The organism is Sphingomonas psychrotolerans (genome assembly GCF_002796605.1).
GTDB lineage: Bacteria > Pseudomonadota > Alphaproteobacteria > Sphingomonadales > Sphingomonadaceae > Sphingomonas > Sphingomonas psychrotolerans.
Genome location: NZ_CP024923.1, coordinates 2,647,874 through 2,672,664, shown reverse-complemented (window position 1 = coordinate 2,672,664; position 24,791 = coordinate 2,647,874). Strand labels below are relative to the sequence as shown.

Sequence of the window (24,791 nt, the reverse complement as noted above, 5' to 3'; positions counted from 1 at the left end):
GACAGTCGGCTTTTGGCTGAAAAAGGTGAGAAGCGGACGTTGCGAGTTTGATGGCACGAGCTAAGCTAAGGCGGTGCCCACCCTGACCACGCTTAAACCGCTAGTCGACGAGGAACCGACGAACTTTACGGCGTTAGAAGTCTCGTGCGGCAAGTTCATTGATGCGTGGCTCGCTGACGGCGGCGAGCCAACCGACGATGAGGTCGTCGGCTTCTACAGTCTTTGGAGTCAATCTTTAGACGCGCGTGGTCGCGATGAAGACGACTTCTATGATTGGGCTTACCCCTTCTTCGTTCGCTACCGGGATGAAGTGCGAGCCTACCTTGATCGGGCGTAATGTCGACAACTGGTGGGAAGCGAAGGGCAGCTTTAGGCCGTGAACCCATAAACGTCTGAGGTGCTGCGGCTACGAAGGTTGTGTAGCTCTGCGCTTGATCTTGGAGAGGGCAAGGCTGCCGTAGTAGGCGGCGACCGTGACGAGCACCACGATCATGAAGGGAGCAAGATGATGCCCAAGCCACGCTCGTCGGCTCCTCGGCTTTGATCGCTGTCTGCGTAGGTCACCACGAAGCACGACAACCACCAGGCAGCAAACAAAGCTGGGGCGAAAAGCAGGTGTATGGGCCATGCCGTCGTCGATCGGCGTGCCAGGCGCTTGAAAATCGTTAGCAGGTAAATGGGGCCGAACGTCGCAGCCAGCCACCCTCCCAAACCCAAGATGAACCAGAGCAACGACATGCCTGGAGCATGTCTCGATCTTCGTTGAAGCGCAACTATAGACCCACCAGCAGGCTTCCATGCTGCACCCGGCTGTGATTCAGCATCGGCATGAGCCGATATGATCTGACCGACTTCGAGTGGCGCGTGATCGAGCCGCTGCTGCCCAACAAGCCGCGAGGCGTGCCGCGCGTCGATGATCGTCGCACGCTGAACGGCATATTCTGGGTGCTGCGCTCCGGTGCGCCGTGGCGCGACCTGCCCGAGCGCTCCCGATCCGGCTCGGCCTGACGGCAGGACAGACGCATGACGGGCCGATCGCCGATACGCTGCTCGACCACCTCGGCCCACGCACCATCGTGCTGGCCGACAAGGCCTACGACGCCGACCGCATCCGCGAGCTGATCCAGAACCAGGGCGCTACGCCAAACATCCCGCCGAAGAGCAACCGCAAGTGGAAGCCGTGCTTCAGCAAGCGTCTCTACCGCGAGCGCAACCTGATCGAGCGGTTCTTCTCCAAGCTGAAGCACTTCCGCGTGTCGCCAGGCGCTACGAAAAGCTCGCCGCCAACTTCCTCGCCATGGTCCAGCTCGCCTCAATGCGCCTGTGGCTCCGGGCTTATGAGTCTACGGCCTAGTCGAGCTCGCAGACCCTTTCCCCGTCTGGGTTGTACCAGCAATGGAAGCCGGGTCCTCCGGGTTGTCCCGGCTCAGCGGGCGGGCATCCGTCGATGAGAGTTGCGGTGCAAATCGAGAGGCTTGGATAGCCGAGGGCCTGCCATTTGACCCTGCACATCGCGACGGACTGCTGGATGCAGCGATTCCTCGGTTCGTCCTGCAACGGTGTTGAGTTAGCGGTGGAAGCGGCCATCAACAAAGTGACAGCAAGAACAACGGGTTGAAAGATCGGCGTAATCTTTCGCATGTGGTGTTCTCCCGAGTTGTGAGAACGTCAGGCTATTTGAACATCGTGTCTACCGCGTGTCAGCGTCGACGGCTGATCAGCTGGTAGGGGATTTCGACGAAGCTTAAGCCGAGCACCGCCGCGAGACCCAGTAGAGCGTAGGACAAGGCTGGCGTGTCGCTATACAGTGCACCCGCAACGCCGGCGAATGCGAACGCCGTCAGAAATGCTGAAGTGAGCGCGAGATATGCGACGAGAGTTCGATAAACGGGCATTGTGGATCTCCTTGTAACAATTCTCCTCCGCCGCCGCGGCGCCGTCCAGTACCCTGCTGAAAGAAATCTGGACTGACGGCGGTAACTTCGGGGACCACGCGTCTCCAAAATGACCCCATGGCCTATGTCCAGCCCACCGCCGCGACGCTGAAGCTGCGCTTCCCCGGCTTCGCCGCAGTCGATGACGTGCCGATCGAATACTGGCTGACCGATGCACACCTGACGGTCACCGACGACTGGATCGAAGTCGATCGCGCACCCGGTTAAATGGTCGGCTACTTCTCCAATGGGCTCATGAAGCGCTTGGATTAGGTCCGCTATCGGGCAACGCAAACCGTGACACCAATGGCCGACTTTGGGCGTTAGCTGCCGCGCCGCACCAACGCTCAGCTGTCGCCCCATGCCTTCTTCATCGCTTCCGGAATCTCATGCTGGGCGAGCATGCGGTTGAACGCGGTCGACCCCGATCCCGCCTCCTCAGCGCGATAGCGCGCCTGGTGCCGCAAGACGTGCGAGGCTACCGGCTCGGCGCCGAGCCGGAGATCACGGGGTGTCCTGAGGTTGGTGTCGCCGCCGAAGGCCCACGCAGCGGGGGGCACACGCAACCGTACATAAACCATACACGCGCTCCAAGAAGCTCAGATTTCTGCGCCGTTTCAGCAGACTGTAAATCTGCCCGGGTTTCCCGTACGCTGGTTCGAATCCAGCCCTGTCCACCAGCCGCCGCGAAGCGTACCTCCTCCAAATATTTTGCCTCTTAAGTCACCTCGGCGAGAGCCGGGCGACGGGACATTCGCGCGCCTCGCTGGCTTACGCGGAAGTCATCTCACAATATGATCAGAAATATCATATATCGTGAATTGGCTTCCAATTCTCTTTCGCGTGGCTATCCTGTGGCCGTGTAGCTGAACGGGTTCGAGGCGCAGCCGCTGGAGGAGGAAGGGTGGGGCGAATGCGACAGCCGAGGCGAAGTCTCGCGCCGCCCTGCGGCGTCGTGGCCGTCGGATGTCTGCTCCTTTCCGGCTGCGCGGCCGGTTCCATGGATCCCCGGCCATTGAGCGCGAATGCATCGCAATGGAAAATCGAGGCCGAACAGGCGGCATTCGTCACCTTCGGCGCCGGCATCGACATCGAGACCCCCGCTGGACTGTCCCTCTGGTATACGCGTGAGCTTCGCGGCCCCGTCGCGATCACCTTCGAGGCGCTGGCAGTGTCCGAGGGCGGCGCCGATGACTCGGTCAGCGACCTCAATGCCTTCTGGATGGCGCGGGATCCAGGCGTGCGCGGCGGATCGATATTCGCGGGGAAGCGCTCGGGCGCTTTCGCCGAATATGACGATTTGAAAACCTATTATGTCGGGATCGGCGGGAACCGGAACACCACGACGCGCTTCCGCCGCTATGTCGGCGCGCCGGGCAACCGGCCGCTATTGCCCGGGCACGATCTCAAGGGCGTCGAGAATCTGCTCGTCCCCAATCGCTGGACGCAGGTTCGGCTGATCGCCGATGGCCGCCACATCGCCGTCGAACGCGACGGGCGGCGGATCTTCGCGCTCGAGGATGCCAAACCCTATCGGCGCGGCTGGTTCGCGCTGCGCACCACCAAAAGCCATTTGCGCATCCGCAATCTGCGCATCGGAAAACCATAAAAGGGGAGAGGCATGCGCCTGACGCGACGGACGATGATGCAGGGGACGATCCTGTCGGCGGCAGTCGCGCAGGCAGGTCCGGCGCTGGCGCAATCGCGAGCGCGGCGTGGCGTCGAGGCGCCGCTCCGCTGGATCGACGGCGCCGCACCCGAGCTCCACACCGGTCAAACCTTCGGCGTCGCCTGGGCGCGCGGAACTCTGTCCAAGCGGCAGGCGCTGACGGTGTGGGGGCCCGGCGAGGCTTTGCCCTCGCAAAGCTGGCCGACGGCATATTGGCCCGACGGCTCGATCAAATGGACGGCGCATGCGGTGCCGGCAGGGGCCGGGGCCGACAAGCTCGCCGTTGTCCGCGGCCGGTCGATTTTGCCCGCCGCACCGGTATCGGTGCGCGAGACCGAAGACGCGATCGTGATCCGCTCGGGCGCGCTCGAATGGGAGATCGCGCGCAGTGGCCCTGCGGCGCTCCGCTCGGCCCGGCGCGGCGACCGCGTGCTGCTCGCCAATGCAAGGCTGCTCGGCGAACTGCGCGCCGGATCGCCTGAGGGCGAGCGGGTGGCGCTGACCGGAACGATCGAGCGCGCGGTGGTCGAGCAGAATGGCCCGGTGCGCGCGGTGGTGCGGCTGGAAGGCCACCATGTCGGCGGCGGGCGCTCGGTCCTGCCCTTCGAGGTGCGGCTCTACGCTTATGCCGGCTCGGACGCGCTGCGCGTGGTCCACAGCTTCATCCTCGATCTCGACGCGACCGATCACCTCTCCGCGCTCGGCGTCGCCACCGACGTGCCGATGCGTGGGCCGCTGCACGACCGCCATGTCCGCCTCGCCACTGCCGACGATGCGATGTTCGTCGAAGCCGTCCGCCCGCTCACCGGGCTGCGCCGCGATCCGGGCAAGGCGGTGCGCGACGCGCAGATCGCCGGGCGCGCGGTGCCGGCCGAGATGCGCGATCCGGTCGGCAAATTGCTCGAGCGGATTCCGGCCTGGGGTGATTTCAGCCTGTCGCAGCTTTCGGCCAACGGCTTCACGCTGACCAAGCGCACCGGCGAGGGCCATGGCTGGATCGATTCCGACGAAGGCCGCCGCGCCCCGGGCTTCGGCTATGTCGGCTCGCCGCAGGGCGGGGCGGGGATCGCCGCGCGCTATTTCTGGCAGCGCCACCCGACCCAGATCGACATCCGGGGCGCCGCTTCGGACACTGCGAACCTCACCGCATGGCTCTGGTCGCCGGACGCGAAGCCGATGGACGTGCGTCCTTATCACGGCACGATGGGGATGGAGAGCTTCGCGGCGCAGAACGAGGGTCTGGAAATCACCTATGAGGATTACGAACCCGGCTGGGATGATCCAAACGGGATCGCGCGCACCAGCGAACTGATGCTCTGGGCGTTCGACGCGACGCCCGAAACGCCGCGGCTGCAGGCACTCGCCCGCGCCGCGGCGACGCCGCCGCAATTGATGGCCGAGCCCGCGCATCTCCACGCTGCCGGGGTGTTCGGCGACTGGGGGCTGCCCGACCGCTCGACTCCCCAGCGCGCGTTGATCGAGGACCAGCTCGCCAACCTCGTCGATTTCTATGACGGTGAAGTCGACCGGCGCAGCTGGTACGGCTTCTGGGATCATGGCGACGTGATGCACAGCTACGACAGCGACCGGCACCAGTGGAAATACGACATTGGCGGCTTCGCTTGGGCGAATAGTGAACTCTCGCCCGATCTCTGGCTCTGGTACACCGCGCTCCGTTCGGGCGACGCGAAGAGCTGGCGGCTCGCCGAGGCGATGACGCGGCATACCGGTGAAGTCGATGTCTACCATCTGGGCCGCTTTGCCGGGCTCGGTACGCGCCACGGCGTCCAGCATTGGAGCGACAGCTCGAAGCAGCCGCGGGTCAGCAACGCCGCCTATCGCCGCATCTATTATTACCTCACCGCTGACGAGCGCGTCGGCGATCTGATGCGCAATCTGGCTACGTCCGAGCAGGCGCTCGGCAATGTCGAGATCGGGCGCAAGACCGGCGCGCCCAAGGAGCAATTGCCCGAGGGCGTGATCCAGATGTCGTTCGGAACCACCTGGGCGGTGTGCGCGGGCGCGTGGCTCACCGAATGGGAACGGACCGGCGACGCGAAATGGCGCGACCGCATCGCCGCGGGGATGGACAGCATCGGCCGTATGCCGAACGGCTGGCTGACCGGCGGCGCGCCCTATGACTTGAAGAGCGGACGCTTCCTCATCCGCGACACTATCGGGGTCTCGCACCTCAACGCCGTATTCGGCGCGGTCGAGATCCAGGCCGAATTGATCCAGCTCATCGAGATGCCGCGCTTTCGCGAGGCGTGGCTCGATTATTGCCGCTGGTACAATGCGCCGCGTGCCGAGTGGGCGGCGCGGTTCAGCCGGCCTTATGGGGGACGCAACTTGAAGCAGGGCCATTCGCGGCTCACTGCTTATGTCGCGAAGGCGACGGGCAATGCGGCGCTGGCGCGTCGTGCGGCGGAGGAATTCTATTCGGGCGAGGCGGGACAGCGCATGGCCCAAGGCGACCCGCGGGTGAAGCTGCGCGGCGGCATCGTCGAGTGGCCCGGCGTATCGACCAACGGCGCGGCGCAATGGGGGCTTGCCGCGATCCAGACGCTGGCGCTGGTGCCCGAAGCGCTCGATGCGGTGCCAATCCCCACGCGCGCGCCACGAACGGACCAGGCCAACCCGGAGCAGGCGCCGGGTTATCGGCCGTAACCGTCGTCCCGGCGAAAGCCGGGACCTCAGGCCTCGAGCCGTTCGCTTGCCGCCTGAGATCCCAGCTTTCGCCGGATGAGGTTGGCTTAGAAAACCGCCGCCACCAATTGCCGAAAGGCGTCCGCCCGGTGGCTCATCGCATGCTTGGCCTCGGGGTCCATCTCGCCATAGGTGAGGTCGTGGCCGTGCGGCACGAACACTGGATCGTAGCCGAAGCCCCGATCGCCGCGCGGCGGCCAGACCAACACGCCGTCGGCGCGCCCTTCGAACCACTCGACATGCCCGTCGGGCCAGGCCAGCGCCAGCGCGCAGACGAAATGTGCGTCGCGGCCGGTCTCGGGCGGCAAGGCGGCGAGCTTGTCCTCGACCCGCTGCATCGCGACCGAGAAGTCTTTGGCCTCGCCCGCCCAGCGCGCCGAGAAGATCCCCGGATCGCCGTTCAGCGCCTCGACGCAAAGCCCGCTGTCATCGGCCAGCGCCGGCAGGCCCGACAAATCTGCGGCCTGCAGCGCCTTCAATTCGGCATTGGCGACGAAGGTCACGCCCGTCTCCTCGGGCTCGGGCAAGTCAAGCTCGGCCGCGGAGATCGGCTCGATCCCGTACGGCCCGAGCAGCGCCTTGATCTCACGCACCTTGCCCGGGTTATGGCTGGCGATCACCAGCTTGCCGGGCGGTAGCTTGCGGATCGCCTGGGGTGTCTCGCCTTCTCCGCTCATCCTATTGCCTTCAACTGCGCGGCGAAGATCTGGTTGCAACCGATCCGCGCGAGGCGGAGCAGCCGGAGCAGGCCTTCCTCGTCATAGGTGGCACCCTCGGCGGTCGCCTGCGCTTCGGCGATCTTGCCGTCGGCGAGCAACACGAAGTTCGCATCGGCATCGGCCGCGCTGTCTTCGTCATAATCGAGATCGAGCACCGGATTGCCTTGATAGATGCCGCAGCTCACCGCCGCGACCTGCGTGAGGATCGGGTCCTTCTCGAGCAGTCCGGCGGCGAGCAGCTTGTTGGTGGCGATGCGCAGCGCCACCCACGCGCCTGAGATCGCCGCGGTGCGGGTGCCGCCATCGGCCTGGATCACGTCGCAATCGAGCGTGATCTGGCGCTCGCCGAGCAGCTTGAGATCGGTGACGGCACGCAGCGAGCGGCCGATCAGCCGCTGGATTTCCTGGGTGCGGCCCGATTGCTTGCCCTTGGCCGCCTCGCGCTGGCTGCGGGTATGGGTGGCACGCGGCAGCATGCCATATTCGGCGGTGACCCAGCCTTCGCCCTTGCCGCGCAGCCACGGCGGAATGCGCTCCTCGATGCTCGCGGTGACCAGCACGCGCGTGTCGCCGAAGCCGATCAGCACCGATCCTTCCGCGTGACGCGTGAAATTGGGCTCGATGCTGATCGTGCGCATCTCGTCGGGGGCGCGGCCGGATGGGCGCATCGGTTCATTCTCCTGAAAAGTCGAACGGGGCAAGTAGACGGTGGACAGCGAACGCGCCAGTGTCGGCGCATCACGGAAGGGGCGTTATGAAGCAGGCTTTGGGGTTCGGCGTGATGATGTTGGCGCTGGGCGGCTGCATTCCGGAGAGCCGCATACCCGCCGGGCCGGTGCCGATCGAAGGCGATTCGATCCGCTATGAGACCGGCCCGTGCTTCGGCCGCTGCCCGGTCTATTCGGTCACGGTGCGCCCCGACGGCAGCGGCGTGTTCGACGGCAAGCGCTTCACCGCGGTGACCGGCGAGCGCAGCTTCACGCTGAGCCGTGCGCAATATGAGGCCTTTGCGGCCAGGCTCGCGCCGTATCGCCCGGCGAGCGGCGAGGTCCGCTATGCGCACGGCGAGGCCAATTGCACCAACGCGCCGACCGACATGCCGAGCGTGGACGTGCGCTGGACGCGGGCGATCGGCGACAGCCAGGGGCTGTATTTCTATCTCGGCTGCCGCCGCGGCAACGAAGCCGTGGCCGAGGCGCTGGGCGGGGCAGTGGAATTGCTGCCGATCGAGCCAATGATCGGGCCGCGGCCCTAGCCTGATATCCCCTCCCCCGACCCCTCCCGTAAACGGGAGGGGTCGGGGGAGGGGCTGCGATTGCCGGGAACGATGGGCGAGTGGTTGAGCGCGTCGCCACCTTCGCTACATAGGATCCATGACCACCCCCCCGATCCACGAACTCACCGATCGCGCACGAGACGTGTTCCGGATCGTCGTCGAATCCTATCTCGACAACGGGGCGCCGGTCGGATCGCGCACCATTTCGAAGATCTCCACGCTCAGCCTCTCGCCCGCCTCGATCCGCAATGTCATGCAGGATCTCGAGGAAGCCGGGCTGCTCGCCGCGCCGCACACCAGCGCGGGCCGGATGCCGACCGAAACCGGTCTGCGCCTGTTCGTCGACGGGATGATGCAGGCAAGTGCGCCCTCCGCCGAAGAGCGGGCCGCGATCGAGGCCCGCGCGGGGCAGGCTGGCCCGGTCGAGGAAGCACTCGCCAACACCACTGCCGCGCTCTCCGGCCTGTCGGCCTGCGCGGGGCTGGTGCTGGTTCCCAAAGCCGAGCCGGTGATTCGCCAGTTCGGTTTCGTCCCGCTCAGCCACGATCGCGCGCTGGCGGTGCTCGTCGGCGACGACGGCTCGGTCGAGAACCGCGTGGTCGAGATTCCCGGCGGGATCGATCCGGGCGCGCTGCAGCAGGCGGCGAATTATATGAGCGCGATGCTCGCCGGACTCACACTCGCCGAGGCGCGGACGCGGATCGAACATGATCTGCGCCAGCAGCGGCAGGCACTCGACAGCGCTGCCGCCACTCTGGTCGAGCGCGGGCTCGCGGTGTGGAGCGAGGATAGCGGCCGCCGCCCGGTGCTGATCGTGCGCGGACAGGCGCGGCTGATCGACACCGCCGCCGCCGAGGATCTCGATCGCGTCCGCCAGTTGCTCGACGAGCTCGAAGGCAAGGAGGAGATCGCGCGGTTGCTCGACAGCGCCCGCGAAGGCGAGGCGACGCGCATTTTCATCGGATCCGAGAACAAGCTCTTTGCGTTGTCGGGGTCGTCGGTGATCGCCAAGCCGGTGCGCTCGCTCGACGGACGCGTGGTCGGCGTGGTGGGTGTGATCGGCCCAACGCGGTTGAACTATGCGCGAGTCGTACCCATGGTGGATTTCACGGCCGCCACACTGGCCCGATTATTAGCCTGACGAACAGGGAATCATGTCGAACGAGAATGAGAAGATGAGCGCGGAACTGACCGAAGCGGAGACCAGTCTTCGCGAGGAAACCGCGGAAGCCGCCCCCGAAGTGGCAGAGCATGACCGCAGTGCCGAGCTCGAGGCACAGCTCGCCGAGGCGCGGGCCGCGGTGCTCTATGCCCAGGCCGAGACGCAAAATGTCCGTCGCCGCGCCGAGAAGGAAGCGCAGGACGCCCGGGCCTATGCCGCGACCAGTTTCGCGCGCGACATCCTGTCGGTGTCGGACAATCTCAGCCGCGCGCTGGCGGCGATTCCGGCCGATCTGCGCGATGACGAGAAATTGAAGGGGCTGGTCATCGGGCTCGAGGCGACCGGGCGCGAGATCGATTCGGTGTTTGCGCGCCATGGGATCTCGAAGATCGTCGCGGTCGGCGAACCGCTCGATCCCAATCGCCATCAGGCGATGATGGAAATCCCTACCGTTGATGTCGAGCCCGGCAGCGTCGTGCAGGAAATCCAGACGGGATATATGATCAAGGACCGGCTGCTCCGTCCGGCCCTGGTCGGCGTCGCAAAGAAGCCTGACTGATCGACATCCGCTATTGCTAATCATTCGCAGTAAACGCTAGAGGTCGAATCGGCTCGCTGTCGGGTCGGCCTCGAGCGGGGGTGTCGTGTATCAGTATCTCGATCGATCGGTGTCGGACCTCCCGGCTTCGGAGGCCTTGCTCGTCTGGGCGATGCGGCAATGGGTCGGCGCGATGCGTGGCGGGCGCTGCCCGTGCGCGGCGCTCGGCCCGACGCTGGCGTCGCGGCAGCTTGCGGCGATGCTGCCCGACTTCAACATCGCGATGATGCTGCTCGACCGCGAGGGGCATGCGCAGCTCCAGTTCCGCACCGTCGCCTGCGGCCGGGTCAGCGATGACGAGGCCCTGCTGCTTTCGCTACATGCTGCGGCTGCACGCGGTGAAGAAATCCTTGTCGGGCGGATCGCCGAAGCGCTGGTAAAGCCCGACGCGCAGCGCGCGCTCCGGTTCGCCGCCGGACGCATCGCCCTGTTCATGGCGGCCTGAAAGCCGTCTCTCTCTCCCATCCCAATCAGGACCCTTCGATGAACATGCATGCCCGCCCGCCGCAGCTGCTTCCCGAGCATGCCGCTTTCCAGACCTGCGCGGTGCGCTGGGTGCGCCACTGGAACGAGCACCTGTTCAGCTTCGCGATCGAACGGCCCGCGAGCTTTCGCTTCCGCTCGGGCGAGTTCGTGATGCTGGGCCTCGAGGGCGAAGGCAAGCCGCTGATGCGGGCCTATTCGATCGCCAGCCCGACCTGGTCCGACGAGCTGGAATTCCTGTCGATCAAGGTGCCCGACGGCCCGCTGACCTCGCGGCTCCAGACGATCCGCGCGGGCGATCAGCTCTATCTCGGCAAGAAGCCGACCGGCACCCTCGTCGCCGACGCACTGCTCCCCGGCAAGCGGCTGTTCCTGCTGTCGACGGGCACCGGCCTCGCGCCGTTTCTCAGCATCGCGCGCGATCCCGACATTTACGATGCGTTCGGCCAGATCGTCATCGTCCACAGCACCCGCCGGGTGAGCGATCTCGCTTATCATGACGAGCTCACCGCCCAGCTCGCTGGCGACCCGCTGGTCGCAGATCAGGCGCTGCTCCAGTTCCATTATATCCCGACGGTCACGCGCGAGCCATTCCGCACCACTGGCCGGATCGGCCAGCTGATCGAGGAGGGGTGGCTGTTCCACCCGCCGGTCTCGGGCGAGCGTGCGCTCAACCCGGAGACCGACCGGGTGATGCTGTGCGGCAGCAGCGAGATGATCCGCGATTTCTCGGCGATGCTCGAACGCCACGGCTTCGACGAAGGCTCGAACGCCAAGCCCGGCACCTTCGTGGTCGAACGCGCGTTCGTGGGATAGGGAGAGGGGTGTAACGACGGCGGGGTGACGGATGCTGCCGCACCGCCTATCTCCTTCTCATGTCCTCGCGTTTCGATTCCGTCCCCAACCGCCGCGCGCTGATCGACCGGCGGGTCGTCGCCGAACGTCTTGCCGGGATCGAGGCGCAGGATGCGACTGCGCTTCGCCACGCCGCGACCGCCGAACTGAAGGCCGCGCTCGATGCCGGGCAGGCGGAGATTGCCCGCCGCCTCGCCGAGCATCCTTCGCGCGGGCACGAGATGGCGGCGGCGGGGGCGTTCCTGATCGATCAATTGCTCCGCTTGCTCTGGGATTTCACGACCCAGCGGCTCCATCCCAACCACAACCCCAGCGCCGGCGAGCGGCTGACGCTGATCGCGGTCGGCGGCTATGGCCGCGGCGAGATGGCGCCGCATTCGGACATCGACATCGGGTTCTTGACGCCGTGGAAGGTCACCGGCTGGTGCGAGCAGGTCATCGAATCGATGCTCTATTCGCTGTGGGACATGCAGCTGAAGGTGGGACATTCGTCGCGCTCGCTCGACGAGATGGTGCGACAGGCCAAGGGCGATGTGACGGTGCGTACCGCCTTGCTCGAGGCGCGCTATGTCTGGGGCGACATCGCGCTCTACGACGAGGCTGCAGCACGCTTCAAAACCGAGGTTCAGGCCGATACCGCGCGCGATTTCATCGCCCAGAAGCTCGCCGAACGCGATGCCCGGCACAAACGGATGGGCGACAGCCGCTATGTCGTCGAGCCCAATGTCAAGGAAGGCAAAGGGGGACTTCGCGATCTCCACGCGCTCTTCTGGATCGGCAAATACGCCTATAATGTCCGCGAGCCGGCCGAGCTGGTCGAGGCGGGGCTGCTCACGGCGCAGGAATACCGCCAGTTCCGTCGCGCCGAGAATTTCCTCTGGGCGGTGCGCTGTCAGCTCCACTTGCTCACCGGCCGCGCCGAGGATCGGCTGACCTTCGACGTCCAGCCAGAGATCGCCAGCCGGATGCGCTATGCCGACCGGCCGGGCAAGTCGAAGGTCGAGCGCTTCATGCACTTCTACTTCCTTCAGGCGAAGGTGGTGGGCGACCTGACTGGCGTGTTCCTCGCGCATCTCGACGAGAAGTTCGCTGCGCGCGGCAGCCGCTTCGGCTTCCCCCGTCTGTTCAAGAGCCCGCGCAAGCTCAACGGCTTCACCCTCGAGCGCAGCCGGCTGGCGCTTCCCCGCGATACCTTCTTTCGCGAGGATCCGGTCCGGCTGGTCGAGATCTTCCAGCTTGCCGATCTCCACGGGCTCGAGATCCACCCCACTGCGATGCGCGCCGCGGCCCGCGACGTGCGGCTGGTCGACGATGTCCGGGACGATCCGCGCGCCAATGCGCTTTTCCTCGACGTGCTGACTTCGCCCCGCACGCCCGAGATGGTGCTGCGCTGGATGAACGAAGCGGGGGTATTCGGCCGCTTCGTTCCCGATTTCGGCCGCGTCGTCGCCCAGATGCAGTTCGACATGTACCATCATTACACGGTCGACGAGCATTCGATCCGCGCGATCGGGCTGCTCAACCAGATCGAGAAAGGCGAGCTCAAGGAGGATCATCCGCTCGCCACCGGCATCTTCGAGCAGATCGTGTCGCGGCGCGCCTTGTTCGTCGCGGTTCTGCTCCACGACATCGCCAAGGGCCGCGGCGGCGACCATTCGGTGCTCGGCGCCGAAGTCGCCGAGCGGCTGTGCCCGCGGCTCGGTCTGAGCCCTGCCGAGACCGAGGCCGTCGCGTGGCTGGTCCGCTGGCATCTGCTGATGTCGGCGACTGCGTTCAAGCGCGACCTCAGCGACTTCAAGACCATCCTCGATTTCGCCGCGCATGTGCAGAGCCCGGAACGGCTGCGCATGCTGCTGATCTTGACGATCGTCGACATCCGCGCGGTGGGTCCGGGCGTGTGGAACAGCTGGAAGCGCCAGCTGCTCGCCAATCTGTTCGACTCCGCCGAGGAAGTGCTGCGGCTCGGCCACAAGCAGAAGGGGCGCGGCGAACGCATCGCCGCCAAACAGGCCGAACTGGCGGAGATCCTCGGCTGGACCGACGCCCGACTGGCAGCGCTGAAGCGGCGGCTGACCGAACCCTATTGGATCGCCGAGCCGCTCGACGTGCTCGAACGCAACGCCCGCCAGATCGACGCGGCGGGCGCCTCGCAGCTATCGATTGAGGCGCAGGTCTATCCCGATCGCGGCGCGACTCTCGTCACGGTCTATGCCTCGGACCATCCGGGGCTGTTCTACCGTATCGCCGGCGCGATCCACGTCGCCGGCGGCAACATCATCGATGCGCGCATCCACACCACGCGCGACGGCATGGCGCTCGACAATTTCCTCGTCCAGGATCCGCTCGGCCGCCCGTTCGACGAAGAGGCGCGGCTCAACCGGATCAAGACGAGCATCGCCGATTCGCTCGCCAATCGTTCGAGGCTGCAGGAGCGGCTCAAGACCCGGCCGCTCTCGCGCCCGCGCGCCGATGCGTTCGCAATCGAGCCCAATGTGCTGATCGACAACAAGGCGTCGAACCGTTTCACGGTGATCGAGGTCAATGCCCGCGACCGGCCGGCGTTGCTCTGCCACCTTGCCTTCGCTTTGTTCCAGTCGAAGGTGACGATCCATTCGGCGCATGTCGCCACTTATGGCGAACGCGCGGTGGACACCTTCTATCTGACTGATCTGATCGGTGATAAGATCGAGGGCGCGGCGCGGTTGAAGACGATCGAGCGCCGTTTGCTCGAGGCGGCTTCGGGTCAGGATATCGCGCAGGCCGCCTGAAAGGGGATTTGCATGCCGGTGATCGGAATTGGAGGCTTCTTCTTTCGTGCGCAGGATCCTGACGCGCTGGTGATCTGGTACCGCGAGACCCTCGGCATTGGCGTTGGCTGCGGCAAGGACGAGCAGGGCGAGACGAGCGACTGGTTCTGGTACCCCGAGCCTGGCCCGGTGGTTTTCGCGCCGTTCAAGGCGGCCACCGATTATTTCGCCTCAGACAAGAGCTACATGCTCAACTTCCGCGTCCGCGATCTCGACGGGCTGCTCGAGCAGCTCAATGCGCTGGGGATCGCGATCACTACCAAGGACGAATGGGACACGCCGGAGACCGGCCGCTTCGCGCGGATCCACGATCCCGAGGGCAATCCGATCGAGCTTTGGGAGCCGCCAGCGGCGTAGCGGCGCACGGAGACGGCGGTAGATCCCCCGTCGTTTGCGCTCCGCAAACCAGGCTCCCGAGCTCTAAAGCCAGGCCACGCGCAAAGCGACCCGCTTACGCCGGCAGGCGGTAAGGCGCGCGGTAGCGCGGCGTGATCAGGGCGTTGGCTTCGGCATCCCCCTTGAACCGGCCCGCCGGGGCGTCCCAGTGGACCTTGCGGCCGGTGCGCCACGCGACATTGCCCATCTGACAGACGGTGGCGGTATTGGCCGCCGATTCGATGGGGCAAGCGGGCGTGCGTGCGCGATCCTTCACACAGGCGATGAAGTCCGCAGTGTGCCGATCGAGCCCATTGTCCGAGGCCTTGGTGACGGGAATTTCGCGGGTCAGCGCCTTGTCGTCGCGCGTTTCCGGCGAGACCCACCATTTGCTGCGGTCGACCACCAGCGTGCCCGTCTCGCCCACGAAGGCCACGCCATGGTCATGGCCGCCGAAGGGGCCGCGACTGATGCCGACCGCATGTTCCCATTCCACAGAATAGTCGCCGAAGTCGAAGATGGCGGTCTGGGTGTCCGGAGTCTCCATGGCCGAGCCTGGATATCCGTACGCGCCGCCCAGCGAACTGACCGAGCGCGGCGCCTGCGCCTTCATGCCCAGCAGGGCGATGTCCATCAGGTGCACGCCCCAGTCGGTCATCAGGCCGCCCGCATAGTCCCAGTACCAGCGCCAGTTGAAGTGGAAGCGGTTGGGATTGAAGGCGCGCTGTTGTGCCGGGCCGAGCCAGCGGTCATAGTCGACGCCCGGAGGTGGCGGCTGGTCCGGCTGGATCGCGATGTTCTTCATCCAGCCCATATAGGCCCAGGCCTTGACCTTCCGGACCCGGCCGATGCCGCCGGAATGAACGTGGGCGATGGCGTCGGCCCAGTGCTGGTTGCTGCGCTGCCACTGGCCGACCTGCACGACCCGGTTGTGGCGCTGTTTGGCGGCGACCATCGCGCGGCACTCGGCGATGGAGTTGCCGAGCGGCTTTTCGCAATAGGCGTGCTTGCCCGCCGACATGGCGTCGATCAGCTGGAGCGCGTGCCAGTGGTCGGGCGTGGCGATGATCACCGCGTCCACGGATTTGTCGTCCAGCATGCGGCGATAGTCGTCATAAAGCCGCGGCGCGCGCCCGGAAACCTTCTGCAGCTCGGCGCCTCGGCCGGTGAGGACCTTGGCGTCCACGTCGCAGAGGGCGACGGGCGTGACGTCGCCCCCCTTGACCATCGCGGTGAGGTTCGCCCAGCCCATGCCCTTGCAGCCGATCAGGCCCACCTGGACCTTGTCGTTCGCGGACACACGGCGGCGCTGGGCGAAGGCCTCGCTCAGGGGCGTCAGGGCCGAGGCGGCGAGGCCACCGACGAGGAGCGTGCGACGATCGAAGCTGACGGTCATCCTGGTCTCCCCTTGATCATTGTTCCGATAATGTTAGCGCTAAAATGCCCCTTCGCAAGGGCGCAAAGTGCGGGTTACCGGACAGACGGGATGACCACATTCCAGTCCATCGTTCGCACAGGTTGACGGCCTGGCGACGTCAGCTGCAGTCGCGGAGGTTGCGGAAGGCGCCGCTCGAATTGTTTCCCACCCAGAGCGCGGCGCGGCCGCCGGTTCCCTGGGTCAGCAGGGGCAGGTCGAGTTGCGGCGTCGCGGCTCCATTGACGAACGCCTGCATCCGCCCGCTGCGAAAGCGAACCATCAGATGCATCCAATGGTCCGGATCGGGCGCCGAACCAATCGCGCTTTCGTAAACGCCGGGTGAGCGCTCGCGCAGCACCGGCCAGGGATGGTCCGGCAGCGACATATATTGCAGCCCATGGGCTGCCTGGGCGGGATCTTCCGCGCGGAACCGGAACGGCCGCACATAGACGACATCATATGTGTCCTTGTCCACGCCGCGGAAGGCGATGCCCACGAAGCTGCGGCCGAATTCGTTCGACCCGCGCACGTCCAGCGAAAGGCAGCCCTCGTTGCGGGCGATGCCGGTGATCCATGCCAGTCCCGCATCGGTCGAGGCGTTCAGCCGAATCTCGCCATTGGCGGCGGTAGCGGTGCGGTTGAAGAGCTCGAGACGATCGAGGGCGAGCGCGACCGGCGCCCCGGCGCGCTGCAGCGCCCCAACGGTCTGTGTGGGCGCCGATGTCGCAGCGAGCAGAATAGCGAGGCTGCATATTGTCCGGGCAGGGTTGGTGAATTTCCGCATGAGAGCATCTCCTTTGCTCCCGATGGTTACGGCGGCGGCACAATGGCGCGCTATCCGCCGCTTTCCGATTGGCTTTCACTATTTTCCGGTCAATCTTGCGGCCGTGAAAACGATAGCCAAGGGACGACCCCAGCAGGGTGGTGGAGCGCGGGTGGACCCGTTCCGTGCGCGCATCCCCTTTCACGACCCGCATTTTCCGCTGCGCACGAGCCATGTCGCGCCGCTGTCGCCGGCGTTCGGCTATCTGCATTGCCACCCGGAATATGAGATCGCCTATATTCCCGAGGATCACGGCGCGTACATGATCCAGGACGCCGAGATTCCGATCACGCCGGGCGATGTCTTCATCGTCAACGCCAATGAGATCCACCAGCCGATCATCCCGCGCCCGCACAATCAGGGGGCGCTGGTGACCTATTTCGGCGCGTCGCTGTTCGGCGATCCGGAGGAGTGCTCGCAGTGGATACAGCCGTTTCTTCATGCCGCCGAATTCGGATGCAACAAGCTCCCTGCCGATCCGCAGCTGCGGTCGCTCATTCTGCAATTGCATGCGACCGCCGATCCGCAGGTGCGCAATTGGCAGATCGCCAGCCGCGGGCTGATCACGCACATATTGTCGATCGTGGCACGGCTGTTCGCCGAGCAGTGCGATGCGTTGGGCGTGTCGGGGCGGATCGCGAAGACGCATCGCTTCGCTTCGGTCATGGCCCATATCAACCAGCGGCTGGGCGATCGCATCGAGGCGGAGGCGCTCTATCGTCTCGCGGGCTTGTCGCACTCGCGCTTTTCCGAAGCATTCCGGGATGCCTTCGGCGTCAGCGCGACGCGTTATATCCAGATCCAGCGCCTGAAACGGGCGAAGCGGCTACTGCGCTCGACCGAATTGAGCGTGACCGAGATCGCGTTCATGTGCGGATTCGGCACGATCAGCTTGTTCAACACGGTCTTCAGGAGAGAGGTGGGCGCTTCTCCGACGCTCTATCGCCGCCAGCGGGTGACGCCGGTCTCGATGCATGAGCGACGCGGGCCGGATCAGCGCTTCTGCCACACCCGGACGTAATCGACTTCCATCGTCGCGGGGAATGCCGCGTCGTCGATCCCCTTCTGCCCGCCCCAGCCGCCGACCGCGACGTTGAGGATCAGATATTCGGGGCTGGCGAAGGGCCAGGTCGCGGGATCGCGCTTATGGTCGTTGTCGAAACGCATATGTGCGTGGCCGTCCACGCCGATCAGGATGCGATCCGCGTTCCAGTCGAGCTGGTAGTTGTGAAACGCGGTGCAGGCATCGGGCACCATGACGCTGGAACCCTTCTGGGTCTTTGCGACGTGATTATAGGCCTTGGTGTGGACGGTGCCGTGAACGCGGCCGGGGTCCCAGCCGACATGCTCCATGATGTCGATCTCGCCAATCGCCGGCCAGCCGGCGCTGCCGTCCGAGGCGAGCATCCAGATCGCCGGCCAGATCCCGCGCCCGCAGGGGAGCCTGGCGCGCACTTCGATGAAGCCGTATTTCCACTGGGCGAGGCCGCTGGTGACGAGCTTGCCCGAGGCAAAGTCCTGTCCGCCGAAATCGGGCTTGTCGGAGAGGCGTTCCTTGCGCGCCGTGAGGATCAGGCGGCCATTCTCGACTCGCGCGTTCTCGGGCCGTTCAGCGGCGTAATATTGGCGCTCTTCATTGTACCAGCCGAGCTTGTTGCGGCTGGTGTCGTACGCCCATTTCTTAGAATCGGGCAGGCCGGGGCGGTCAAACTCGTCGGCCCACACTTGGCGATAGCCGTCGGGAAGCACGAGCTTCTCGTTGGTGCCGGCAGTGATCGGAGGGGAATGGACGGTTTGCCCCGAAGCGGCGGCCGGGAGGAGGGCGGCGAGGGCCGCAAGCGGCAGCCCTCGCCAGCACATCACTTGGGCGAGATGACCATCAGCATCTGGCGGCCTTCCATGCGCGGATAGCTCTCGATCTTGGCGATTTCGGCGGTGTCGTCCTGCACGCGCTTGAGCAGGATCATGCCGAGCTGGCCATGCGAAAGCTCGCGGCCGCGGAAGCGCAGGGTGATCTTCACCTTGTCACCCTCGCCGAGGAATTTGTGGATCGCCTTCATCTTCGTATCATAATCATGATCGTCGATGTTCGGACGCATCTTGATCTCCTTGATCTCCTGCGTCTTCTGCGATTTCCGCGCGATGTTGGCCTTTTTCTGGGCCTCGTATTTATACTTGCCCACGTCGAGGAACTTGGCGACGGGCGGATCGGCGTTGGGCGACACTTCGACAAGGTCGAGCCCGACCGACTGGGCCTGCTCCATCGCCTCGCGCGTGTACATCACGCCGAGATTCTCGCCGTCCTGATCAATCACCCGCACCTTGGGCGATTGAATGAATTCATTGAAGCGCGGGCCGTTCATCGGCGGCGGAGCCAGAGGGCGCCGGGACATGGGAGGACGTATAAGGACTGCTCCTGTACTTGTTGATCACACGAATTGGTGCGGCAGGATAGCGCGCGCGCGCTGTTCCGAACAGGGGAAGAACGCGCGAACTGCCGATTTGTCGCGTGCCGATGCCCGGCCGCAACAGTTCTGATATCGGGGCAAGGGGGGATTTACGCAAGCGGAGAGACTCTAATCCTCCCCGCATAGCGCAAATGGACCAGCGGATAGGGTCGTCCCTGCGGATCGGTTTCCGAGCGCCCGGTGCGGACGAATCCGCGCGCTTCGTAGAAGGGCAGGGCATTGCTCGCCTGTTCGCTCGCGTCGACCACTGCATCGGGCGCTAGCGAGAGCGCGTGATCGAGCAAGGCAGTGCCGATCCCTTGCCCGTGCACCGCGGGATCGACGAACAGCGCATCGATCATCGCGCCATCCATGACGAGGAAGCCCAGCGCCCGATCCGTGGCGTCGACGGCCAGCCACAGCGCCACGTTGGGCAAGAATTCTTGCGCGACCATGATGTCGATCACGGCGCGGTCCGCCGGCGTCAAAAAGCCATGCGTCGCGTCCACCGCCGCGCGCCAGATCTCCAGCGCGCGCGCTACGTCGTCCGGCCGGCCTTCGCGGATCCGCATCGTCTTCCTCCTTCGCTGCGTCGCAGCAACACTTCGTTACACACCGGCAGGATTTCTTGCGATACCTCGTAGAGTGCTGGAACGGAGCCCGCACGCCCAGAGGCTGGCCCGATCCCGCCCGCAGGGGACCACCACCCAAAACAAGAGGGGGAGTCCTACATGAAAACACGTCTCGCTTTGGCCATGCTGCTCGGCTCGGCCACGCCCGCTTTGGCGCAGGAAGAGCCGCCCAAGGCCATCACCGTCTCGGGCAGCGCCGCGCTCGTCTCCGACTATCGCTTCCGCGGCGTCTCGCAGACCGACGAGGAAATGGCGGTTCAGGGCGGCCTCACCGTCAGCCATGAGAGCGGCCTCTACGGTGGCGTCTGGGCATCGAACCTTGCCGGCTGGGGCACGTTCGGCGGCGCGAACATGGAGCTCGATCTTTATGCGGGCTACAAATTCCCGATCGGCGGTGGCGGTACGCTCGACGTCGGCCTGACCTGGTACATGTATCCGGGCGGCTTCCAGAACACCGATTTCGCCGAGCCCTATGTGAAGCTCTCGGGATCGCTCGGCCCGGTCACTGCGCTCGCCGGAGTCGCCTATGCGCCCAAGCAGGAAGCGCTCGGCAATTTCTCGGCGACGCCGGAGAGTAACGGCCAGTCCGAGGACAATCTCTACATCTGGGGCGATCTTTCGACCGGCGTGAAGGGCACGCCGCTGACGCTCAAAGGGCATGTCGGCTATTCGAACGGCAATCCCGGCCTCGGCCCTAACGGTACCAGCCTGTCGCCGACCGGGGAGTATCTCGACTGGATGCTCGGCGCGGATCTGGCGATCGCCGGCACTCCGCTGACCCTCGGTGTGGCTTATACCGACACCGACATCAGCGAGAGCGAGTCGGCGTATTTGCTGCCCAATTTCTCCTCGACCAAGGACGGGTCGAGCATTGCCGGAAGCCAGGTGGTGTTTTCGGTCTCGGCCGCCTTCTAGACGCGGCGCGCGCGTTCAGAGCGGCCAGAGCCTGTCCATCGGCCGTTCGAGAATCCGCGCGGCCACCGAATGCAAATTGGTGGGCGAGAGCCTGCCGGTGCGGGTGGCGCGATCGAGCCAGGCTTCGATCGCGCCGCCGGTGTCGCTCCATCTGTCCTGCCGGAGCATGCCGTAGAGACCGGCGGCGAGGACGTGGATGCCGTCGTCATTGTCGCGCCAGCGATCGGCGGGGTTGCGCGCGACGCCGAGCCGCTCGCTGATCAACTGGTCGAGCGCCTGCACCATGTCTTCGTTCAGATAGCCGTCGAGGCTGGTATAGCCCCATTTGGGATCGTGTTCGCGGACGATGCGGGGGATCAGCGGGTCCCTGGCCAGCACCGCGAGCGCGGCCTTCGCCACTGCGCCATCCATCAGGATCGGTGGGTGGAGCATCTCGTGCGCGGCGTTGCGGACGGTGATGGCGAGGTTCCAGTCAGCGGCCTGGAGGAAGGTCTGCCCCTGCACCTTGATCCCGTGCGGCTTGCAGAACTGGAGCAGCACCACTTCAATCTCGGGCGAGAAGCTGCGCCCGGTAAGCTTCTGCTGCAGGCGGACGACATCGAAGGGCGCGAGATCGCGCTGGAGCTGGGGAATGCGCGAGGCGATCTCGCCTGAACGCGCGTTACGGAAGCCGGGAAAATCCGCGTCGCGCATCGCCGTGAACACCGCGACGAGGCGGGGCGCGTTGGCGGCCAGCCATTTCCACTCGGCTTCGTCCCAATAGGGGCTCTGCCGGAGACTGGGACGGATGCGGGTTTCGGGATCGGCGAGCGCGGCGATGACGGCGTCGAGCGTGGAGACGTCGGTGCCCGAGATCTTGCTCGAGAGGACCGGGCCGAGCAGGCCGAAGCCGCTGGTGCCGGCCTCTTTCCACAATGCCGCGATCTCGCTGCGCACGGGATCAGGAAGCGGGAAGGCCTTGGCGTCTTCGGCGTAGAATTTCTGGTAGAGCGCCTCGCCCGATAGCGGCCCGAGAAAAGCTATCGCGTCATGGCCCTCCGAGCTGGTGACCTTCCAGCGGGTGATCGGCGCTGTCTGGGCGACGGCGCGGGGCGCAGCGAATGTGCCGAGCGTGGCGGCAAGGAAGAGGCGGCGATCCATGCGCCCGGTCTAGCGGATGGCGACTTCCGCGGATTGAACGGACTTTGCCTTGAGGCGCGCGGGCGGATGGCCGGTCACCGCTAATACCGAGCGGGTAAAATGGGCCTGATCGGCAAAGCCGTGCTCGGCGGCGAATGCCGCGAGGCTGCCCCGCCAGCGATCGAGCGCCAGCAGCGCGCGGCGGGTGCGCGCCTCGAGGCGAAAACGTTTGGGGCTGACGCCGTAAGCGCGCGCGAATCCGCGGCTGACCGAGGCGGGATCGAGACCCATCCGCTCGGCCCATGCGGCGATCGGGACGGCAGGAGCGTCGCGCAACGCGGCGGCGAGCAGATCGGGCCAGTCGTTTGCGCGCGCGGCGTCGGGGCGGAAGCTCTCGCGGACCAGCGCGGCGGCCGCCAGCGGATCGCGTTCCGCCACGCGGGCAACGGCGTCGGGATCGGCGACGCTGCCCGCGCCGGCGAGGCCGGGCAAGGCGGGCAGGTTGAGCACTCGCGCGCCGCCGCTGGCGAACCGATCCTGATGCGCAGCCCAGCGATCGTGGATCACCACGGTGCCCGGTCGCGCGACGAGGCGGCCATCGTCGCCGGCTTCCTCATAGCCGCCGGCGAGCACCAACGCGACATAGCCCTCGACATGGCGGTGCCGCGGCAGGCGCTCGCCTGCCGCGTGCCGGCCGATGCCGCACGGGCTCACCGATCGCTCACTGCGCGCGCAGATCCGGGGCGGTTGCCTCTTCGATCAGTTTGGCGACCACCTCGTCCAGTGACAGCATCTGCTGCCCCTGGCTGCCGAGAACGCGCAACGCCACGGTGCCTTCCTCGGCCTCGCGCTTGCCGACGACGAGCAGGTTCGGAACCTTGGCCACCGAATGCTCGCGCACCTTGTAGTTGATCTTTTCGTTGCGCAGATCGGTCTCGACGCGGATGCCCGCCGCGCGCAATTTGTCGGTGACTTGCTGCGCATATTCATCGGCGTCCGAGACGATCGTCGCGACCACGGCCTGGGTCGGCGCCAGCCATAGCGGCAGCTTGCCGGCGAAATGCTCGATCAGGATGCCGATGAAGCGCTCGTACGAGCCAAAGATCGCGCGGTGGAGCATCACCGGGCGGTGACGCTCGCCATCCTCGCCGACATAGGACGCGTCGAGCCGCTCGGGCAGCACCCGGTCCGACTGGATCGTGCCGACCTGCCATGTGCGCCCGATCGCGTCGGTGAGATGCCATTCGAGCTTGGGCGCATAGAAGGCGCCTTCGCCGGGCAGCTCTTCCCAGCCATATTCGTCGGTAGCGAGACCGGCGCGGACCACGGCGTCGCGCAGCTCGGTTTCGGCCTTGTCCCACATCTCTTCTGTGCCGAAGCGCTTGTCGGGGCGCAGCGCCAGCTTGATCGAATAAGTGAAGCCGAAGTCGCGATAGATGCGGTCAGCGAGCCGGCAAAATGCCTGCACTTCCTCGACGATCTGGTCCTCGCGGCAGAAGATGTGCGCGTCGTCCTGGGTGAACTGGCGGACGCGCATCAGCCCGTGCAGCGCGCCGTGCGGCTCGTTGCGATGGCAGCAGCCATTTTCGTACAGCCTGAGCGGCAAGTCGCGGTACGATTTGATCCCCTGACGGAAGATCAGCACGTGCGCCGGGCAGTTCATCGGCTTGAGCGCCATCCATTGCGCGTCGTCCGAGACGATCGGGCCCTCGTCCTCGACATTGGGAACCTCGTCGGGGATGACGAACATATTCTCGCGATATTTGCCCCAATGGCCGGACTGCTCCCATTGGCGCGCGTCCATCACCTGCGGGGTCTTCACTTCGCGATAGCCCGCGGCGTCGATCGCGCGGCGCATATAGGCCTCGAGCGCGCGCCAGATGGTGAAACCGTGCGGGTGCCAAAAGACCGAGCCGTGCGCTTCGGCCTGCAAATGGAACAGGTCCATCTCCTGGCCGAGCTTGCGGTGGTCGCGCTTGGCGGCCTCTTCGAGCCGCATCATGTGCTCGTCGAGCTGCTTCTTGTTGAGCCAGCCGGTGCCGTAGATGCGGCTCAGCATCGCGTTCTTCTGATCGCCGCGCCAATAGGCGCCCGAGACGCGCGTCAGCTTGAACGCGTTAGGATCGACCTTGCCGGTGGAGGCCAAATGCGGGCCGCGGCACATGTCGAGCCACGCGTCTTCGCCCTTGCCGGCGCGGTACACCGTCAGCTCTTCGCCTTCGGGAAGCTCCTGCGCCCATTCGGCCTTGAAGGTCTCGCCCTGCGCGGTCCAGCGCGCGATCAGGTCGGCACGCGACCAGACTTCGCGGATCAGTGGCTCGTCCGCGGCGATGATCCTGCGCATCTCGGCTTCGATCGCGGGCAGATCCTCCTCGGTGAAGGGGCGGTCCTTCGGCGCGAAGTCGTAATAGAAGCCGTCATCGGTCGACGGGCCGAAGGTGATCTGCGTGCCCGGGAAGAGATGCTGCACCGCTTCCGCGAGGATGTGCGCATAATCGTGGCGCGCGAGCTCGAGCGCGTCCTTCTCGTCGCGCGACGTGACCAAAGCGAGCTTCGAATCGCCTTCGAACGGGCGGCCGATGTCGCGCAATTCGCCGTCGACCCGTGCGGCCAAGGCTGCCTTGGCGAGCCCCGGACCGATCGCCGCGGCGATGTCCGCCGGGGTAGTCCCCGGGGCTACCTCACGGACGGAACCGTCGGGCAGCGTGATACGGAACATCTCGGACACGGGATCTCTTTCGAAAAAGGGTCAGGAGCGCGGCTTATGCCCGCGCAGGCGCGATATAGGCAAGGCGCGCGCTCAGGGCCAGTTCAGGCGAATAGTCTGAGGATTGTACTTGCGCGACGCGAGCCG

Annotated in this window: 25 protein-coding genes and 1 pseudogene; 14 read left to right on the top strand and 12 right to left on the bottom strand. The window is 65.7% G+C overall.

Annotated elements, in window-relative coordinates:
• Positions 1 to 73 precede the first annotated feature (73 nt).
• Complete coding sequence (locus CVN68_RS12065; RefSeq protein WP_100282424.1) at positions 74 to 337, top strand: hypothetical protein; 264 nt, start codon at positions 74 to 76, stop codon at positions 335 to 337.
• Between the two features lie 491 nt (positions 338 to 828).
• A pseudogene (locus tag CVN68_RS12055) lies at positions 829 to 1,354 on the top strand (IS5 family transposase).
• 346 nt (positions 1,355 to 1,700) lie between these two features.
• On the opposite strand, the gene CVN68_RS12050 reads toward CVN68_RS12055, so the two are convergent.
• Positions 1,701 to 1,895 (bottom strand): hypothetical protein, encoded by a 195-nt coding sequence (locus CVN68_RS12050; RefSeq protein WP_100282422.1) that lies wholly within the window; start codon positions 1,893 to 1,895, stop codon positions 1,701 to 1,703.
• 117 nt (positions 1,896 to 2,012) lie between these two features.
• Here CVN68_RS12050 and CVN68_RS23200 point away from each other — a divergent pair, with 117 nt between their 5' ends.
• Positions 2,013 to 2,162: a DUF4054 domain-containing protein gene (locus CVN68_RS23200; RefSeq protein WP_158298860.1), complete on the top strand. Its 150-nt coding sequence runs from the start codon at positions 2,013 to 2,015 to the stop codon at positions 2,160 to 2,162.
• Positions 2,163 to 2,281: 119 nt separating this feature from the next.
• On the opposite strand, the gene CVN68_RS12045 is transcribed toward CVN68_RS23200, so the two are convergent.
• Entirely contained in the window at positions 2,282 to 2,515 is a 234-nt protein-coding gene (locus CVN68_RS12045; RefSeq protein WP_158298859.1) for a hypothetical protein, read from the bottom strand.
• 434 nt (positions 2,516 to 2,949) lie between these two features.
• On the opposite strand from CVN68_RS12045, the gene CVN68_RS12040 reads away from it, so the two are divergent.
• A complete protein-coding gene (locus tag CVN68_RS12040; RefSeq protein WP_199560069.1) occupies positions 2,950 to 3,543 on the top strand; it encodes a DUF6250 domain-containing protein in 594 nt (197 codons plus the stop codon).
• 12 nt (positions 3,544 to 3,555) lie between these two features.
• Positions 3,556 to 6,270: an exo-rhamnogalacturonan lyase family protein gene (locus CVN68_RS12035; protein ID WP_100282419.1), complete on the top strand. Its 2,715-nt coding sequence runs from the start codon at positions 3,556 to 3,558 to the stop codon at positions 6,268 to 6,270.
• A gap of 86 nt (positions 6,271 to 6,356) precedes the next feature.
• On the opposite strand, the gene rdgB is transcribed toward CVN68_RS12035, so the two are convergent.
• Together rdgB and rph are read right to left on the bottom strand one after the other, a co-directional pair.
• Positions 6,357 to 6,986, bottom strand: coding sequence for an RdgB/HAM1 family non-canonical purine NTP pyrophosphatase (rdgB, locus tag CVN68_RS12030; RefSeq protein WP_100282418.1), 630 nt, complete (start codon positions 6,984 to 6,986; stop codon positions 6,357 to 6,359).
• A complete protein-coding gene (gene rph, locus CVN68_RS12025) occupies positions 6,983 to 7,696 on the bottom strand; it encodes a ribonuclease PH (protein WP_100282417.1) in 714 nt (237 codons plus the stop codon). The genes rdgB and rph overlap by 4 nt, the downstream gene beginning before the upstream one ends.
• Positions 7,697 to 7,782: 86 nt before the next feature.
• On the opposite strand from rph, the gene CVN68_RS12020 reads away from it, so the two are divergent.
• The 7 genes from CVN68_RS12020 (at position 7,783) to CVN68_RS11990 (ending at position 14,566) form a co-directional block, all read left to right on the top strand.
• The gene (locus CVN68_RS12020) at positions 7,783 to 8,283 is read left to right on the top strand and encodes a DUF6438 domain-containing protein (protein ID WP_100282416.1); all 501 of its coding nucleotides are present in this window, start codon (positions 7,783 to 7,785) and stop codon (positions 8,281 to 8,283) included.
• A gap of 118 nt (positions 8,284 to 8,401) precedes the next feature.
• Positions 8,402 to 9,445 carry a heat-inducible transcriptional repressor HrcA gene (gene hrcA / locus CVN68_RS12015; RefSeq protein ID WP_100282415.1) on the top strand — a complete coding sequence of 348 codons (1,044 nt, stop codon included), beginning with the start codon at positions 8,402 to 8,404 and terminating at the stop codon, positions 9,443 to 9,445.
• A 13-nt stretch (positions 9,446 to 9,458) separates the two neighbouring features.
• A complete protein-coding gene (gene grpE, locus CVN68_RS12010; RefSeq protein ID WP_100282414.1) occupies positions 9,459 to 10,025 on the top strand; it encodes a nucleotide exchange factor GrpE in 567 nt (188 codons plus the stop codon).
• Positions 10,026 to 10,110: 85 nt separating this feature from the next.
• Positions 10,111 to 10,509 (top strand): hypothetical protein, encoded by a 399-nt coding sequence (locus tag CVN68_RS12005; RefSeq protein ID WP_100282413.1) that lies wholly within the window; start codon positions 10,111 to 10,113, stop codon positions 10,507 to 10,509.
• A gap of 44 nt (positions 10,510 to 10,553) precedes the next feature.
• Positions 10,554 to 11,363, top strand: coding sequence for a ferredoxin--NADP reductase (locus tag CVN68_RS12000; RefSeq protein WP_233503712.1), 810 nt, complete (start codon positions 10,554 to 10,556; stop codon positions 11,361 to 11,363).
• Between the two features lie 59 nt (positions 11,364 to 11,422).
• Positions 11,423 to 14,170, top strand: a complete 2,748-nt coding sequence (locus CVN68_RS11995) for a [protein-PII] uridylyltransferase (protein ID WP_100282411.1) — start codon at positions 11,423 to 11,425, stop codon at positions 14,168 to 14,170.
• 12 nt (positions 14,171 to 14,182) lie between these two features.
• Positions 14,183 to 14,566: a VOC family protein gene (locus tag CVN68_RS11990; protein ID WP_100282410.1), complete on the top strand. Its 384-nt coding sequence runs from the start codon at positions 14,183 to 14,185 to the stop codon at positions 14,564 to 14,566.
• 94 nt (positions 14,567 to 14,660) lie between these two features.
• On the opposite strand, the gene CVN68_RS11985 is transcribed toward CVN68_RS11990, so the two are convergent.
• Together CVN68_RS11985 and CVN68_RS23195 are read right to left on the bottom strand one after the other, a co-directional pair.
• Positions 14,661 to 15,980 carry a Gfo/Idh/MocA family protein gene (locus tag CVN68_RS11985; RefSeq protein ID WP_100282409.1) on the bottom strand — a complete coding sequence of 440 codons (1,320 nt, stop codon included), beginning with the start codon at positions 15,978 to 15,980 and terminating at the stop codon, positions 14,661 to 14,663.
• A gap of 139 nt (positions 15,981 to 16,119) precedes the next feature.
• Positions 16,120 to 16,785 carry a hypothetical protein gene (locus tag CVN68_RS23195; protein WP_158298858.1) on the bottom strand — a complete coding sequence of 222 codons (666 nt, stop codon included), beginning with the start codon at positions 16,783 to 16,785 and terminating at the stop codon, positions 16,120 to 16,122.
• Between the two features lie 103 nt (positions 16,786 to 16,888).
• On the opposite strand from CVN68_RS23195, the gene CVN68_RS11975 reads away from it, so the two are divergent.
• Positions 16,889 to 17,845, top strand: coding sequence for an AraC family transcriptional regulator (locus tag CVN68_RS11975; RefSeq protein ID WP_158298857.1), 957 nt, complete (start codon positions 16,889 to 16,891; stop codon positions 17,843 to 17,845).
• Here the strand turns inward: CVN68_RS11975 and CVN68_RS11970 are convergent.
• The 3 genes from CVN68_RS11970 to CVN68_RS11960 form a co-directional block, all read right to left on the bottom strand.
• Positions 17,818 to 18,684, bottom strand: coding sequence for a glycoside hydrolase family 16 protein (locus tag CVN68_RS11970; RefSeq protein ID WP_100282406.1), 867 nt, complete (start codon positions 18,682 to 18,684; stop codon positions 17,818 to 17,820). The genes CVN68_RS11975 and CVN68_RS11970 overlap by 28 nt on opposite strands.
• Positions 18,684 to 19,217: a translation initiation factor IF-3 gene (infC, locus tag CVN68_RS11965; protein WP_100282405.1), complete on the bottom strand. Its 534-nt coding sequence runs from the start codon at positions 19,215 to 19,217 to the stop codon at positions 18,684 to 18,686. Before infC ends, CVN68_RS11970 begins: the two co-directional genes overlap by 1 nt.
• A gap of 164 nt (positions 19,218 to 19,381) precedes the next feature.
• The gene (locus tag CVN68_RS11960; protein WP_100282404.1) at positions 19,382 to 19,843 is read right to left on the bottom strand and encodes an acetyltransferase; all 462 of its coding nucleotides are present in this window, start codon (positions 19,841 to 19,843) and stop codon (positions 19,382 to 19,384) included.
• A gap of 159 nt (positions 19,844 to 20,002) precedes the next feature.
• Between CVN68_RS11960 and CVN68_RS11955 the strand changes: the two genes are divergently transcribed.
• Entirely contained in the window at positions 20,003 to 20,818 is an 816-nt protein-coding gene (locus CVN68_RS11955; protein ID WP_100282403.1) for a TorF family putative porin, read from the top strand.
• A gap of 15 nt (positions 20,819 to 20,833) precedes the next feature.
• Here CVN68_RS11955 and CVN68_RS11950 read toward each other — a convergent pair whose 3' ends face one another.
• From CVN68_RS11950 to thrS, 3 genes are read right to left on the bottom strand one after another with little or no spacing between them, the layout of a single operon-like run.
• Positions 20,834 to 21,958, bottom strand: a complete 1,125-nt coding sequence (locus CVN68_RS11950) for a hypothetical protein (RefSeq protein ID WP_100282402.1) — start codon at positions 21,956 to 21,958, stop codon at positions 20,834 to 20,836.
• 9 nt (positions 21,959 to 21,967) lie between these two features.
• Positions 21,968 to 22,651 carry a helix-turn-helix domain-containing protein gene (locus tag CVN68_RS11945; protein WP_199560068.1) on the bottom strand — a complete coding sequence of 228 codons (684 nt, stop codon included), beginning with the start codon at positions 22,649 to 22,651 and terminating at the stop codon, positions 21,968 to 21,970.
• Positions 22,652 to 22,658: 7 nt separating this feature from the next.
• On the bottom strand, positions 22,659 to 24,656 hold the full coding sequence (gene thrS / locus CVN68_RS11940) for a threonine--tRNA ligase (protein WP_199560300.1): 1,998 nt from the start codon (positions 24,654 to 24,656) through the stop codon (positions 22,659 to 22,661).
• Positions 24,657 to 24,791 lie beyond the last annotated feature (135 nt).

Bases quoted from the DNA above. Each gene is read 5' to 3' on its own strand.
- CVN68_RS12050 (WP_100282422.1), bottom strand. From the start codon at position 1,895: ATGCCCGTTTATCGAACTCTCGTCGCATATCTCGCGCTCACTTCAGCA.
- CVN68_RS23200 (WP_158298860.1), top strand. From the start codon at position 2,013: ATGGCCTATGTCCAGCCCACCGCCGCGACGCTGAAGCTGCGCTTCCCC.
- CVN68_RS12045 (WP_158298859.1), bottom strand. From the start codon at position 2,515: ATGGTTTATGTACGGTTGCGTGTGCCCCCCGCTGCGTGGGCCTTCGGC.
- CVN68_RS12035 (WP_100282419.1), top strand. From the start codon at position 3,556: ATGCGCCTGACGCGACGGACGATGATGCAGGGGACGATCCTGTCGGCG.
- rdgB (WP_100282418.1), bottom strand. From the start codon at position 6,986: ATGAGCGGAGAAGGCGAGACACCCCAGGCGATCCGCAAGCTACCGCCC.
- rph (WP_100282417.1), bottom strand. From the start codon at position 7,696: ATGCGCCCATCCGGCCGCGCCCCCGACGAGATGCGCACGATCAGCATC.
- CVN68_RS12020 (WP_100282416.1), top strand. From the start codon at position 7,783: ATGAAGCAGGCTTTGGGGTTCGGCGTGATGATGTTGGCGCTGGGCGGC.
- hrcA (WP_100282415.1), top strand. From the start codon at position 8,402: ATGACCACCCCCCCGATCCACGAACTCACCGATCGCGCACGAGACGTG.
- grpE (WP_100282414.1), top strand. From the start codon at position 9,459: ATGTCGAACGAGAATGAGAAGATGAGCGCGGAACTGACCGAAGCGGAG.
- CVN68_RS12000 (WP_233503712.1), top strand. From the start codon at position 10,554: ATGCATGCCCGCCCGCCGCAGCTGCTTCCCGAGCATGCCGCTTTCCAG.
- CVN68_RS11995 (WP_100282411.1), top strand. From the start codon at position 11,423: ATGTCCTCGCGTTTCGATTCCGTCCCCAACCGCCGCGCGCTGATCGAC.
- CVN68_RS11990 (WP_100282410.1), top strand. From the start codon at position 14,183: ATGCCGGTGATCGGAATTGGAGGCTTCTTCTTTCGTGCGCAGGATCCT.
- CVN68_RS11985 (WP_100282409.1), bottom strand. From the start codon at position 15,980: ATGACCGTCAGCTTCGATCGTCGCACGCTCCTCGTCGGTGGCCTCGCC.
- CVN68_RS23195 (WP_158298858.1), bottom strand. From the start codon at position 16,785: ATGCGGAAATTCACCAACCCTGCCCGGACAATATGCAGCCTCGCTATT.
- CVN68_RS11970 (WP_100282406.1), bottom strand. From the start codon at position 18,684: ATGTGCTGGCGAGGGCTGCCGCTTGCGGCCCTCGCCGCCCTCCTCCCG.
- infC (WP_100282405.1), bottom strand. From the start codon at position 19,217: ATGTCCCGGCGCCCTCTGGCTCCGCCGCCGATGAACGGCCCGCGCTTC.
- CVN68_RS11960 (WP_100282404.1), bottom strand. From the start codon at position 19,843: ATGCGGATCCGCGAAGGCCGGCCGGACGACGTAGCGCGCGCGCTGGAG.
- CVN68_RS11955 (WP_100282403.1), top strand. From the start codon at position 20,003: ATGAAAACACGTCTCGCTTTGGCCATGCTGCTCGGCTCGGCCACGCCC.
- CVN68_RS11950 (WP_100282402.1), bottom strand. From the start codon at position 21,958: ATGGATCGCCGCCTCTTCCTTGCCGCCACGCTCGGCACATTCGCTGCG.
- thrS (WP_199560300.1), bottom strand. From the start codon at position 24,656: ATGTTCCGTATCACGCTGCCCGACGGTTCCGTCCGTGAGGTAGCCCCG.